This is a genomic window from Microvirga sp. CF3016, assembly GCF_036314085.1.
Lineage (GTDB): Bacteria > Pseudomonadota > Alphaproteobacteria > Rhizobiales > Beijerinckiaceae > Microvirga.
In genome coordinates this window covers 129,129-143,402 of sequence record NZ_JAYGGM010000005.1, presented here as the reverse complement: position 1 = coordinate 143,402, position 14,274 = coordinate 129,129, and the positions used below count along the sequence as shown (strand labels likewise).

Genomic DNA, 14,274 nt, shown 5'->3' with positions numbered 1-14,274 from the left:
GCGATCCTCAGAGGATGAAGAAGTCTTTGGCGCTCAGAGCAGGCTTGTTCTTGAGGATTGCGACGAGAACAGGCTGCTTGCCGTTGCTGCCGTCCACATCGGCGTACAGGTAGCCCTTGGACCGATCGTACAGAATGCGGTCGTCGCTTTCCTGGGCCTCCGGGCTACCTTTGAACTTCACGAAGGCATCGGCCTTCAGCTTTCCCTTGCGCAGGCCGAAAACCTTTCCGGCCAGGTGAATTTTGTCTTCCTTGGGTTTGAAGTCGAGGATCGTGTCCGCTCCGCCGCCGCGGCTGTCGAAAACGAAGGCATCGCGTCCTTGATCGCCCTTGAGGATATCTGCGCCGCCCTTTCCATTGAGGAAATCGGCTCCCAGGCTCCCGAAAACGGACTGGCCGAGTTCGTTTCCGACGAGTTGCAGAGAGCTGGTGGCAGGGCCGCTCCCTTGAAGCAGCTCGATCGAAAGATTCTTCGAAAGAGTGAAGCCGACCGTCGTGACGATCGTGTCCTTTCCCTTTTGCGATTCCACAACGATGTCCTGCTCATGGTCGACCATGTAGGTGTCGTTGCCCGCACCGCCCTCCAAGCGGTCCGCGCCTGTTCCACCATCCAGCGTATCGTTCCCTGCGCCGCCGGTCAGAAGGTCGGCCCCATCCCCGCCCGTCAGACGATCGTCGCCGCCAAGACCATCGATCCGGTCTGCGCCGCGACCGCCTGCAAGAACGTCCGCAGAGACCCCGCCGGTCAGGGATTCATCCGATCCGTTGACGGTGAAGACGAGGCGCGCCGCAGCCTCGTCGCCGGTCTCGTTCCTGACCAGATACGTGAAAACGTCGCGTCCGGTCTCGCCGGCGATCAGGTCGTTGGAGAGATTGGCATTGTACGTGAAGCTCCCGTCCGGATTGATCGTGAGCGTGCCGTAGGTTCCCACGAGAACCAGCGGACCCTTCAAGGTCTGAGAATTCGGCACCACCGTACCGACGCTCGCACCGCGGATCACCAGCTCCTTCCCCAGCGGGGGCGGCCGGTCAGGGTCCACGTCGTTGGTGAAGACGTTGCCGGTGACGGCTGCCTCCTCGACAACCGGGAATGGGTCGTCCGCCGCGAGCAGCGGATCGTCGACCGGCGCAATCTGGAACGTCGTGGTGTCCGCGCCGAAGGCCTCCTCGTTCAGCCGGGCCGTGACCGTCAGAGTCCGTGCGGACGACTGGAGGATCTCGTGAGGATTGGCGTATTGGACGTTGCGCAGGATCGCCGAGACGATCTCGTCGCTGGCCGTGCCGTTCAGGAGGATCTTGAAGGATCCTGGCGACAGCTGCGTGATGCTGCCGACGGTGATGCCGGAATATCGCACGTCGGAGCCAGCCAGGCCGATCTGACCCGCACCCATGCCCTGATGCCGCAACCCGATGCTTTCCCCCGCACCGGCTCCGCCAAGATCGACATGGATCGCGATGCCGTCCCATCCGAGTTGCCCCCCGAGGGCAGAGACATCCTGATCGATGACGACGGCGCCTGACTGCTCCTTGTAGTCGCGCGCATCGCCGTCGAAGTCGGAGAACGTGAACAGGGGATCCTGCACGGGATTCTCGACCGTGATGGCCAGTTGAGCCGTGGCCTCTCCGCCGGCCGAACTCGTGATGCTGTAGGTGAAGATATCCTGCCCGGCACCCCCCGACGGAATGGCCGCGGTATTGTTGGCCAGATACACGTAGCTGCCGTCCGCGTTCAGGGTCAGGGTTCCGAACGTCCCCTGCACGGAGGTGCCGGCCGGAACCTGTGGGTGGGCGTCGTCCGCGCCGGCATTGACGCCCGTGACGGTCAACACAGCCTCGTCATCGTCCGGATCGGTATCGTTCTCGATCACATTGTCCGTCAGAGACCCTCCTGCCGTCACGGTCCCGATATCGCCCTTCGCGACCGGGTCGTCCGACTCGGGCTCCGCCTTCACGGAAACGTGGGATACGGACAGAAGCGTCGCCCCGCCCAGGAGCGTGAAGCTCACGACCTTGTCGGACGGCGAAGGGCTCGTGTCCGCATAGGCGATGCGTCGGGCCAGAGCGGCGATCGCGGTGTTCGTCGCGCCGGCCGAGAAGGTGACGCTGAGAGCGCCGCCCGGGTCGGCGGACAACATCCCGATCTCCGCCCCTTCGTACCGGACGATGCCGGTATCCAGCACGTCGATCTGACCTGGCCCGCTGCCCTCGCCGAGGACGGAGAAGACCTCGGACCCCGATCCATCGTCCGCCGCAACGATCAGGACGATGCCGTCGAGGGTGGGCAGGGCGCCCTCCACGAGAGCGTCCGCCGCCGCGTCGAGCAGAAGCGGCGCGGATCCCTCCGTATAGGTCAGGGCATCGCCGTCGAGATTTGCGAACCGGAACAAGGGAGGAGCCGTCACCGAAAAGCTGACCTCCGCGGTCGCCTCGCTCCCGTCCCCGTCCGCGATCGTGTAGGTGAACACGTCCGTGACCGTATCGCCGGGAGCCACGGAGCCCGCATTGTCGGCCGTGTAGGTGAATGCTCCGGTCGTGTCGATCGTCAGGGTGCCGTAGATGCCTGCGATCTCGATGGTTCCGGTATCCGGGACCAGGTGATCGGTGCCGGCGGCATCCGTCAGGCTGACGACGTTCAGGGGTCCGTTGTCGGGATCGTCCGGATCGAAGTCGTTGCTGGCAAGAGACCCCGTGACGCTCTCGTCGACGCCAAGGGCTAGCCCGTCGTTCTCGGCCACCGGCGCGTCGTCCACCGGAAAGGCATTCACCGTCACGACGGCGCTCGCCAGCACGCCCTCGTCGTCATTCGAGAAGGCGATCGTGATTTCGGACGATGCCGCCGGGGCATCGCCCGTGTCTTCATAGGTGAGGTTTCGGAGAAGGGCCGTGACCGCGTCGGCATTGTTCGTCGCGAGAACGATCGTCAGCGGCTCCCCTTCCCCGCCGGTCACCTCCCCGATCGTCAAGCCCGAGAAGGTGACGGTTCCGTTCTCGAAGCCGATCTGGTCGGGTCCATTGCCTTCATGCTTCACCGAAAGAATCTGGCTCGCCGACATGACGTCGATCGATACCGTCAGCACCAGGCCCATGAAGCTCGATGGATTGGCCGTGACGGAAACCGGTGTTTCCTGGTCGATCAGAGTGGCCTCGGCTTGCTCCACATAATCGAAACTGTCGCCATCGAGTTCGTCTATGGTCACGATGGTCTGGAATGCGACCGCAGGCGGGTTCGACACAGGGCTCATGAGCAGACTCCGATCTGAGACCGGGCAGTCTAAACACCGATACGTTGTAACGTCATTTTAGATGTCGAGTTTTCAACAAGAAGTAGTGCCGCCCGGATCGGCCACATTGATGGGGTTGTTCAGCGCATACGCGTACCGGTTCGTCCCCACCCCCGGCCGTGTCGGATCCAGGCTGTCGGGCGACAGGAAGCGGCCGAGAGCCGGGTCGTAATAGCGCGCGTTGAGGTAGACCAGACCGGTCTCCGCATCCTCCCGCTCGCCGATGTAGCCGTGCGTGTCGAGCAGCTTCTCCGACGGCTTGTCCGACACCACCACCTTCTCGCCATAGGCCCGGTGCACCACCGAGGCGAGCGCCGCCGCGTCGGACGGCTTGGTCAGGCGCCGCACCGAGCCCAGATGATCGCGCTGCACCACATCATGCAGGCGATCCATCGCCGGTGTTGGTTCACACAACCGAGATCGTTGTTGATAGACAGATTCAACCTTATTTAAGCATCAATAAGGAGTTCAATATTATCGCATTCTATTGCAATATCTGAATATTCATATGATTTACCCATATCCCACTGAATGAATATCTTAAATTTACTTATTTCACGCGAAATACTAATTATATTGTTCATACTACTGACTAATTCAATTTGATCAACTTCACGATCATTATTGTATAATTTGTATGGTTGATGGAATTTAATTCCGACATCAACGAGATTTTTAGTTTTTAGATCTTGAACTTCAACAATTCTAAGCAAAAAACCAGCAGCATCAAATGAGATGCTATCAATTTCCGAGTCATGGAAATCTAGTCGATCAAACTTGTCCATGGATACCTCACTGGCCAGGGAGCAGATGAGACGGATCGCTCCCCTTAGGGCAACTCGCCCCACAGCTGTCTAAATAATGGTCTAGCTTCCCTGTCCGTTCTGGATTCAGCTGGTGATAATGATCTTTGCCTCCCCATCCGGGTTGATTTGGTTTGCCTTCGTGCAAATCAATCCTATCACCTGTTTTTGGGTTTTCGAATGTTCGAACACCATGTTGACCCGCTTGCGGGTGTGTTGTTTCGATATATCCGGCCTTTGTTAATTCCGAGGGGTTATTTGGTAGCGACGGACGCCCATTAGGAAGATTCGATACAGGTGCGACATCATCGGAAGCGGATTTGTCGGCGGCCTGGGCAGCTCTCCCCAATCCGCGTAGCTCGGCCCCGAGAGTTGCGCCGTGACCGACGATTCCCGGCCCAGGGAAGGCAAAGCTAGGGCCCAAGCTCGCTAGAGTGCCAAAGGGGTTGTTTACAAAGTCTCCGATGACAACTCCGATGTCTGTCGGGGCCCGACTTAAGCTACTAAAACTTGTTCTGACATAATCTTTTAGAGACTCTGCCATCCCATTTGCCGAGCCTCCTCCGGACGTTTGTGCCGAGTTGGTGCCTGAGCTGGCTGTCCCCGTTGAGGTCCCCGAACCAACGGACGAACTTCCACTACTTGTCCCACTCCAGGAATCCCCCCAAGCCTTGTCGTCGGGCCCATCGATCGCATAGCCGCTCGGATCCTTGAGATTGACCGGATCGTTCAGCGCGTACGCATACCGGTTCGTCCCCACCCCCGGCCGGGTCGGGTCGAGGCTGTCGGCGACAGGAAGCGGCCCAGAGCCGGGTCGTAATAGCGCGCGTTCAGGTAGACCAGCCCGGTCTCCGCGTCCTCGCGCTCGCCGATATAGCCGTGCGTGTCGAGCGCCCCCGCGCCGGCGGCCACCACCTTCTCGCCATAGGCCCGGTGCACCACCGAGGCGAGCGGGGCCGCGTCGTCCGGACGGGTCAGCCGCCGCAGGCTGCCGAGATGATCGCGCTGCACCAGGGCTAACTAGCGCCGATCTCCGTGTGCCCATCCTCGACCTTTATGATCGAGATCTGACTCACGTTTTCTTGGATAGAATTTCTTCTTTACATGCTCTAGGCCATAAAACAGAGTTCCATGTATACCCGTAACTTCTGGCTTCCGGACTGGATTGTTCCACAAATCGTGAAATATTCGATCTACGCCGTCAAGTTCATCAAGATCTTCTATAAATTGAATATTTATGCCATCAGGAAATAATCGCTCGAAATCTTCTTTAGTACAGCTAAATATGTCGTATGCACAGTTTGGCATATCGTCAATGATCTGTATGTTTCGCCGCTCCGACATCTTTATTCCTCTTAGTATGGTCTAGTGTGACCACCAGGGTAGACGTTACCTACGCCGTTTCCGTTAGCATCTTTGACGTCCCAGTGTGGGCCGCCATGAGCGAGCGAACCCTGTCCGGTCGGGCTCCATGTACTTCCATCACTGTCAACCCATCCCGGCCGACCGCTGTTTGATGGGTCTCCCCAGGTTGGACCATCCTTGGGATCCTTAAATCCTTCCGCAGCACCAGGTTTGCCAGGTGCCTTAGCGCCTTCTGGATTCCACGCATCGCCAGGAATATTAGTGCCGTTCGGGTTTTTGCTCGGTTTGCCCTGTGACTGCTCATTCAGGAGCGGGCCGGAAGATAGGTCGGGACCCTGTCGATTCTTCTCATTGTACTGTTTCTCAATGTTCTTGCCTGCGATGTAGCCGCCGATCGCTATCGCACCAGCGCCTATGACAGCACATGGTCCGCAGGCGTAAGCAGTGTTCACATTTGCAAATTTATCCCCGAGAGGGCTCCCGGATGAATTTCCGCTGTCACCTAGGCTGATATCTCCCCTTTCAACTGCGGCCTCGTAATCCCGCAGCGCGTCATGGACGCTCTCGCCCGCGTAACCCGGTCCCGGATCACTGCGGTCGCTGCCCTGTTGGCCGCCCGGATCGGCCACGTTGATGGGGTTGTTCAGCGCATACGCATACCGGTTCGTCCCCACCCCGGGCAGCGTCGGATCCAGGCTGTCGGGCGACAGGAAGCGGCCCAGCGCCGGGTCGTAGTAGCGCGCGTTGAGGTAGACCAGCCCGGTCTCCGCATCCTCGCGCTCGCCGATATAGCCGTGCGTGTCGAGCGCCCCCGCGCCCGTAACCACCACCTTCTCGCCATAGGCCCGGTGCACCACCGAGGCGAGCGCCGCCGCATCGTCCGGACGGGTCAGCCGCCGCACGGAACCGAATAGACTGATCAATCAGAAAGAAAAGCACTTACCGCAGCAAGAAACTCGCCGTTCTGTCCTACATGTGGTCTGACGAGGACTATTGTACCTGGGCGATATTCCCAATCCTCTTCAGGGGGCATGTACTCTTCGCTGATACAGTAAAGATCTTTTGCCACTTGTTTAGCGTTCACGGGACGCCAGACCTCTGTACCCTCACCCAGAAGGCGAATGTAGATTGTCCTATTTTCAGTACTTAAACCCTGGCCCACCGACATGGATTACCTCTCTCGTGACGTTATCAATGACGACAGATTGTCCGGTATTCGGATTTTCAAATCGTGTTGCTCCATTTGCCGGGTTTATATTGTTAGGAGCCTCATACTGCTTTCCGCTGCGAATGGCATCATCGATTTTATCTGTGGTCCATCCGCGCGCGTCCATTCTATTCGACCATTGCTGTGCCGTATGATTACTGCCGAATGACCAATCTGTGCGAGGAGTAGCAGAAGTCTGCGGTTGCGCAGTAGAAGTCACAACATCGGAAGCGGATTTGTCGGCGGCCTGGGCAGCTCTCCCCAATCCGCGTAGCTCGGCCCCGAGAGTTGCGCCGTGACCGACGATTCCCGGCCCAGGGAAGGCAAAGCTAGGGCCCAAGCTCGCTAGAGTGCCAAAGGGGTTGTTTACAAAGTCTCCGATGACAACTCCGATGTCTGTCGGGGCCCGACTTAAGCTACTAAAACTTGTTCTGACATAATCTTTTAGAGACTCTGCCATCCCATTTGCCGAGCCTCCTCCGGACGTTTGTGCCGAGTTGGTGCCTGAGCTGGCTGTCCCCGTTGAGGTCCCCGAACCAACGGACGAACTTCCACTACTTGTCCCACTCCAGGAATCCCCCCAAGCCTTGTCGTCGGGCCCATCGATCGCATAGCCGCTCGGATCCTTGAGATTGACCGGATCGTTCAGCGCGTACGCATACCGGTTCGTCCCCACCCCCGGCCGGGTCGGGTCGAGGCTGTCGGGCGACAGGAAGCGGCCTGCCGCCGGGTCGTAGTAGCGCGCGTTCAGGTAGACCAGGCCGGTCTCCGCATCCTCGCGCTCACCGATGTAGCCGTGCGTGTCGAGCGCCCCCGCGCCGGTGACCGCCGCCTTCTCGCCAAAAGCCCGGTGCACCACCGCGGCGAGCGGGGCCGCGTCGTCCGGCCGGGTCAGCCGCCGCAGGCTGTCGAGATGATCGCGCTGCACCACGGCGTCCTGCCCGTCAAATGCATTCAGCAACTCTCGCTAGATACTGTAGTTCTAGGCAATACAAACTAGTATACAGTGACATTACTCAAGTTTTTTTTGAAGAAAAAAGCCTGATTACATTGTACACAAAAAATATTAACACTAGATCAGCAAAAGCCAATATACATAGGAAAACCCAACCATGCAGTGTAATAGAAGAATCTTTCACCAGCTGATAATGCCCTTGAATGTAAGATTCAAATCCACCGAGTATTAAAATGCGCCATAGTGGAATCGCTATCAGGATATGTATAAGAGCTGCAACAATGATACTGGATGCAATCCATAATACAGTCGATACGATCTGCGGAATCATGAATACAAACGTAATCCATAGCGCAACAAATGGGTTAACAACCAAAGTATTTATACTTATAAATTTGACAATCATTACTACGACAAAAGTAAAATTAATGTATTTCACCATTTGCCCCTTTGTGCATTGTAATCCCAAACAGTTCCTCCGTATATTGAGCTCTGTATTTGATCATCAAGAGCATTCCATGTTGAAGGTGCCATTAAATTGTTTGCTGTTCCAGCGATTCCATTTCCAATTCCAACTGTCCTGATCGATGTGATTCCTCCATCAATGACGACTTGCCTGCTGACTATCCCAGGCGCGAGATGATGGTCCCCAAGCGTAATATTTGTAACTGAGAAATTTTTCTTATCGACGACGCTCATAACGGGCCCGAGGCTGATTCCGAAAAGAGAAGGGATAGAAACTAGACCTGTCTCAACACGAATATTCGGGCTTAGGCCGGGTGCAAACTTGCCATTTCGCAAGTCTTCGAACGCCGCGAGCCGCGATACAGTAGATGGCTTCCCTTGCTGAGGATCCCATAAGTCCTTTTTGACGGTGTACTCGTGATAATCCTCTTTATCCTTGCTGATCCCTAGTTCCTTAGCGGTAGAACTATTCGCCAAATCCTGTCCGGCAACAACTTCACCTGAGTCCGTATCTTCACGACCGCTTCTTTCCCCTTCTGGTCCGGCAGTTGCACCTTCCGCCTTCTCGTCGCGTTCCAACTCCTTACCCGTTTTAGCGTCGATCTGCGTTTCACCAGCATCCGCCTGCCCTGTCGGATCCCGACGGTTCACAGGATTATTCGCTGAATACGCGTACCGGTTCGTGCCCACGCCGGGCAGCGTCGGATCCAGGCTGTCGGGCGACAGGAAGCGGCCCAGAGCCGGGTCGTAGTAGCGTGCGTTGAGGTAGACCAGGCCGGTCTCCGCATCCTCGCGCTCGCCGATGTAGCCGTGCGTGTCGAGCCGCTTCTGCGACGCCTCGTCCGACAGCAGCACCTTCTCGCCATAGGCCCGGTGCACCACCGCGGCGAGCGGCGCCGCATCGTCCGGACGGGTCAGCCGCCGCAGGCTGCCGAGATGATCGCGCTGCACCACGGCGGCCTGCCCGCCCACGCCCGCCTGCAGCCGGATGTCGGGATGCGGGTACACGCTCCACACCGCCACCGAGGCCGGGCCCGGCGAGCGCTCGATGCCGGGCCCGAGATAGAGCGTGGTGCGGCCCACCGGGTCGGTCGGGTCGTCGCGCACGGTCTTTGTCAGCCGGGCCCCGTCCGGCCCGTAGACGAACGTCACCGTCGAGGTGGCGGTGACGATCCGCTCCGGCCGGTTGAGCCCGTCCCAGGTGAAGCTGCGCCGGCCGTCCCAGAGCAGGTTGCCGTTGTTGTCGTAGTCCTGCCTCTGGCCGTTCACCGTGGCCGGCGCATGCGGACGCGCCGAGCCCGCCGAGGGGAATGTCGCCGCCATGGAGGCCGGGCCGGTCTTGGCCACCAGGTTGCCGGCCATGTCGTAGGCAAAGCCCTGGCGATTGCCGCCGAGCGTGGACGAGGTCAGCCAGTCGGCCGGGTTGTATTCGAAGATGGAGTTCTCCGCCGCGTTCGGGCTTTGGATCGACGTGATGCGCCCGGCCGCATCGCGGTTGTAGGTCAGGTCGAGCCCCGGCCCGGTCAGGCTGGTCAGCCAGCCGCGCTGGGGATGGTAGGTGCGGCGCGCGGTGCCGCCGTTCTTGGCATAGACGGTGGCCAGGGGCCGGTCGCCCGCATCGTAGGTGATCGACGCGATATGGCCCGGGATCGCGAACAGGCGCCCGGCGGCATCGTAGCTCCAGCCCTCGAGCTTGCCGCCGACCGTCTGCTGCCCCTCCTGCAGCTCCCAGTCCCGCCCGGTCACTCGCCCGCCCGGCTCGTAGGCGGTCCGCAGCACATGCGTCTCCACCCCGCCGTCGGGGCGCTTGATCTCGTAGGTGTCCCGCACCTTGCGGCCGCTGCCGTCATAGGCGTAGCGGATCGTGGCGTGAGCGTTCGACAGGCTCACTAGGCGCCCGCCGTCGGGCCCGCTGCCCGCGTCTCCGTAGCGGCTCTCGGTCACGTCCGGCCGCTCCAGGCCCGCCCGCACGGTCCGGGTCGTCAGGCGGCCGAGGAGGTCGTAGACGAAGGTCGTCCGCTCGTTGCGGGCATCCTTCTGCTCCACCAGCTCCCCGGCCGGATTGTAGACGTAAGCCCACGTGCCCCGGTCGGGATCCGTCTCGCCGGTGCGGCGCCCCAGGCTGTCATAGGTGTAGGACCAGGTGCTGCCGCGCGGATCGCGCACGCCGGTCATCCGCCCGAGCCGGTCGTAGGTCATGGTGGTGGTCAGGAAGGCGCCGCCCTCATAGGGCCGGTCCACCTGGACCGTGCGGCCGTAGGCGTCCCGGTGCAGGCGCGAGACACGGCCGAGCTCGTCCCTTGTCTCGGTGAGGTCGAAAGCCGTGGGGCTGGCCCTGTAGGCGCTCGTCACCACGGTCTGATCCGGCCTGGTCATCCTCACGCCCCGGTCGAGGCCGTCATAGGCGAAGCGGGTCAGGTGGCGCGGATCGCCCACATGATAGGGCAAGCTGCGGCTCTCCGGCATGCCGCGGGCGTTGTAGTCCACGTCGACCCGGATGGGGCCGTTGGGAGCGCTGCGCAGGGTGCTCCACACCCGGCCGTAGCCGTCCCGGTAGGCAGTGCTGGCCAGGGTGCCGCCGCCGAGGGGCGTCACGGTGTCGATACGCTGGGCGCCCGGGTTGCCGAAGTCGTGATAGGCCCACCGGGTGAACTCGCCTCCCGGCTTGGTGACGGATGTGGGGCGGCAGAACTCGTCGTAGACGTAAGTGGTCGCCTGGCCGGTGAGATCCTTGGTCGAGGTGGGTTTTCCGCAACGGGCGTCCCACTCGGCGGTCTTGACCGTGATGCTCTCGTTCGGCACCTCGACCCTCACGGAGGTCGGGAAGATGTGGTGGACGGAATCGTATTCGGTCACCGTCTTTCGGTTGACCTCGTCCGTAACCGTGACCCGGTTGCCCCAGCTATCGTAGGTGGCGGCGCGGTCCACATAGGTCCCCTGCTCCTTGAGCCAGCGGCGGGTCAAGGTCACGTCGCCCACCAAAGGCGCCAGGATCTCGCTGGTCTTGTAGTCGTAGAAGTAGACGGTGCGGGCGATCTCGCGGCCCGTAACCGCCTCGGCGCCCTCATAGACCGTCTCCCAGGCGGGCTTGTTCACGATATAGGCGGTGAGATTCGGGTTGTATTTCCAGACGGTCGTGCGCTCGTCGCCGGTCCGATCGGTGCGGCCGCGCTCGATGAGCTTGGTCATGTTGCCGTAAGTGTCGAAGGTCCGCTCGACCTTGCGGGTGCGATTGCCGCCCGCCAGCGTATCGGTGGTCGTGGTGGCGGTGTTGCGGGCCCAGTAGGGAACGCTTTCGGTGTGGATGGTCCACCCCTCGTCCACCTCCCGCAAGGTCGTCGTGCCGGCCTTGACGGTGAGCTTTTCGATCCGGCCGGCAGAGGCGACGTCCTGGCGGAATACATACTCGCGCACCGGGCACTGGGATTCCCCCGCGTTGCACGGCAGCTTCATGGTGACGGTCTTGAAGCCGTAGAAGCGGCGCTGGTTGTGGCTGTACAGGCCGCCCGAATAGGCGAAGCTGGTCTTTGTGCTGTTGCCGCGCCCATCGTTGCGCTGGATGGATTTGACCCGCTGCAGCACGAACGGCATGCGGTCGTTCGGCGTGGTGGTGGACGGTTCGTAGGCAATGGTGGCGGTGCCGCCCCAGACATTGGTGTGGCTCGTGAGCAGGTCCTGCGGCCCGCCGGTGGAGGTCCAGACCTTGTTGGTGTAGAAATCGGTCTTGCCATCGCCGTTGAAATCGCCGGCGCGCAGAGACACCGGGTTCGGAGACGCATCCTTGACGTCCGGCAGGGCCAGCTTCACCAAGGTCGATCCCTTGTAGCGCAGGATCGTTCCGGCGACCTTGCCGGTCTCCTTGGGAATGTAGATATCGCTGCGTCCGTCCCCGTCGAAATCGCCCACCCGGGCACCGGGCGCAACGGCCGACAGGAGTACCTTAGGACCCTGGACCAGCACCTTGCCGTTGGACAGCATCACCCGGGCTGTTTTCCGATCCTCGTTCAGAAGTGTCACGTCGCTCTTGCCGTCGCCATTGAAATCCCCGACGACGAATTCCGTGGTGGTTTCAACGGAGTTGGTGATGAGCACCAAGTCCTGCGCCTTGAACCTTTTGCCGGCCTTGTCCCAGAACAGGATGGCCGCGTAGGTTTTCGAGTCGACAGTGGTGTAGCAGACAAGGTCGGTGCGCCCGTCGCCGTCGAAGTCGCCGGTCTGGACCTGGTAGCCGGACATGCTGTTGCAGGTCGGGAATGTGCCGTAGATGTAACGACGACTGTCCGTGGATACGAGGCCTTGGTCAAACAAGATCTCGCTGCGTCCGTCCCCGTCGAAATCGCCTGCGATGGCCCGATTTGCCAAGTCGTTTCGTTCGATGAGGAACCAACCTGTCGCGAAAAGCTGCCCGCTGCCGTTCAGGCCGTAGACAACCGCCTCAGTTGTCTCGGTCGTGGTGCATTCTCCGTGCGCGTCGCAGGTCTTAACCGTCAACGAGACGATGCGCATCGCCTGCTGGCTGCCGTTGCCGATGAAATCCCCCGTCAGCCAACGGTCGCCATTGATGTTCAGCTCCTCGACTCTTTTTCTGTAGGCAATGTTAGGCACCAAAGTCGTTGTATAGGTACCCTGTGCCGGATTTTTCGAATAGATGATCGTACAGGTATTGTCCTTCGGTAGGCATGAATAGCCGAGCAAGTCGCTGCGTTGATTCCCATCGAGATCAAGGATCAGTTGCTGATAGGCGGCTGCAATCGTTTTGCTAGAGGCCTGGAAGCCGAGCGCTTCGGACGAGTAATCGAAGGTCGTGGCCGGCAAAGCCGTTCCCTGGGTGACGGTGCCGGTGCTGTCCACGACGACGTTTTTGTCGAATTCCTGCACGCTTGAAAGCCGGGCCGAGCCGGTCGCCGGAGAAGGGGTGTGGACAAGCCTGTAGGCCCGCACATTTTGGCCGCCCGTGCTCACCACGATCGCCTTCAGCCGGGCCGCAACCTGACCGATCTTCTTGCCTCCGTTGGCCAGCAGCATGGCGGGGGTCTTCAGCCGTTCCCGGTAGAAATGGATTTCGGTGCCGTTGTACGTGATCTTGGTCGGATAGCAGACGGCACCGGACGGGCACGAATAGCTGTAATTGACCACGTTGTTATGCCGATCCGTCACCGAGGTGAGGACGAAAAGGTATTGGTCCTTGAGTTTGGTATCGCCCGATTTTGAATCGCTTAACAGGTTCGGATTCACCACGCCCGAGGCGTGATACACGTAGACGGTTCCGTCCCGAGCCGTGACCTTCCAGCGTCTGGCGGTGCCCGAATAGGCGAAGCGTCGGTAGCTCTCCACCTTGGACACGTGGGTGCCGCCGTTCGCGCAGCTCGGGGCCTTTTTGCTCGGGCAGCGCACGATCTCCTCCCCGTCGAGCAGGAAGATGTCGCTGTTATCGAAACGCGGCGTGCCGCGCCCCGGCGAGGCCCTGACGATGCTGGAGATCCCTTCCAGGGACCAGCCCGTGCCCAGGAACCCCGCGAGCGGTCCGCCGGCCCGCAGGCCACGGCCCGAATCGTAGGAAAGTCGCAGCTTCGGCTCAAGCCCCCGGAAACCCGGAACGGCGATCGGAAGAGAGGTGGAGTAAGTCCCGTTGTAGGGCGCATCCGGCAGAAGCGCGGACCTGTCGTCCACCTCGCCCTTGGCAGGATCCGGCGTCGTGTCGGCGTTCGTGGTCAAGGCAGGAGGTTTCGCAGCCGCCGAGGGAGTGTTGCCCGATGGCGGATCGGACTGGGATGCCGCTTCCACATCGGCAGGTTCTGGAGCCGTATCCTCCGGCATGAGCCCGCCCGAAGGGCTCAACGGCACCGTTAGGCCCGTCCGGCCCTCTAAATCCGGTGCTTCGGCAGGGAGCTGTGCCGCCTCGCCCTGGTCCGGGACGACGACATCCTCCGATGCAGTGCTCTGCCTCGAGACCTGCGCAAGGGCCGGAGCGACGAGCAGAGGGCCCGTCGAGCCGGCAAGCCAAAGCAGGAGGGCAATATGGATCGGGCGGCAAGCAGCAGGCACAGGAGACCACCTTCGGTTGTTATGACCAAGGTCTTTAGTCCTAGACTGACACCGCCAAGCTGCGTTCAGAACCGTATAATGCTATAATGTATCTTTTATCCACAGCCTTTTGACAACTCTGGATGGCAACTTCGGAGCACATATGGATGAGTTG

The 14,274-nt window shown here is 60.4% G+C and carries 7 protein-coding genes; all 7 read right to left on the bottom strand.

Annotated features, from left to right (window positions below):
• Positions 1-7: 7 nt before the first annotated feature.
• Positions 8-3,241, bottom strand: a complete 3,234-nt coding sequence (locus VB672_RS09040; protein WP_329783855.1) for an Ig-like domain-containing protein — start codon at positions 3,239-3,241, stop codon at positions 8-10.
• A gap of 72 nt (positions 3,242-3,313) precedes the next feature.
• Positions 3,314-3,694 (bottom strand): RHS repeat-associated core domain-containing protein, encoded by a 381-nt coding sequence (locus VB672_RS09035; RefSeq protein WP_329783854.1) that lies wholly within the window; start codon positions 3,692-3,694, stop codon positions 3,314-3,316.
• Positions 3,695-3,729: 35 nt separating this feature from the next.
• Entirely contained in the window at positions 3,730-4,065 is a 336-nt protein-coding gene (locus VB672_RS09030; protein ID WP_329783853.1) for a hypothetical protein, read from the bottom strand.
• A gap of 747 nt (positions 4,066-4,812) precedes the next feature.
• A complete protein-coding gene (locus VB672_RS09025; RefSeq protein WP_329783852.1) occupies positions 4,813-5,094 on the bottom strand; it encodes an RHS repeat-associated core domain-containing protein in 282 nt (93 codons plus the stop codon).
• Positions 5,095-5,438: 344 nt separating this feature from the next.
• Positions 5,439-6,371, bottom strand: a complete 933-nt coding sequence (locus VB672_RS09020) for an RHS repeat-associated core domain-containing protein (protein WP_329783851.1) — start codon at positions 6,369-6,371, stop codon at positions 5,439-5,441.
• A 216-nt stretch (positions 6,372-6,587) separates the two neighbouring features.
• Complete coding sequence (locus VB672_RS09015; protein WP_329783850.1) at positions 6,588-7,616, bottom strand: RHS repeat-associated core domain-containing protein; 1,029 nt, start codon at positions 7,614-7,616, stop codon at positions 6,588-6,590.
• A gap of 429 nt (positions 7,617-8,045) precedes the next feature.
• Entirely contained in the window at positions 8,046-14,120 is a 6,075-nt protein-coding gene (locus VB672_RS09010) for an FG-GAP-like repeat-containing protein (RefSeq protein WP_329783849.1), read from the bottom strand.
• Positions 14,121-14,274: the final 154 nt, after the last annotated feature.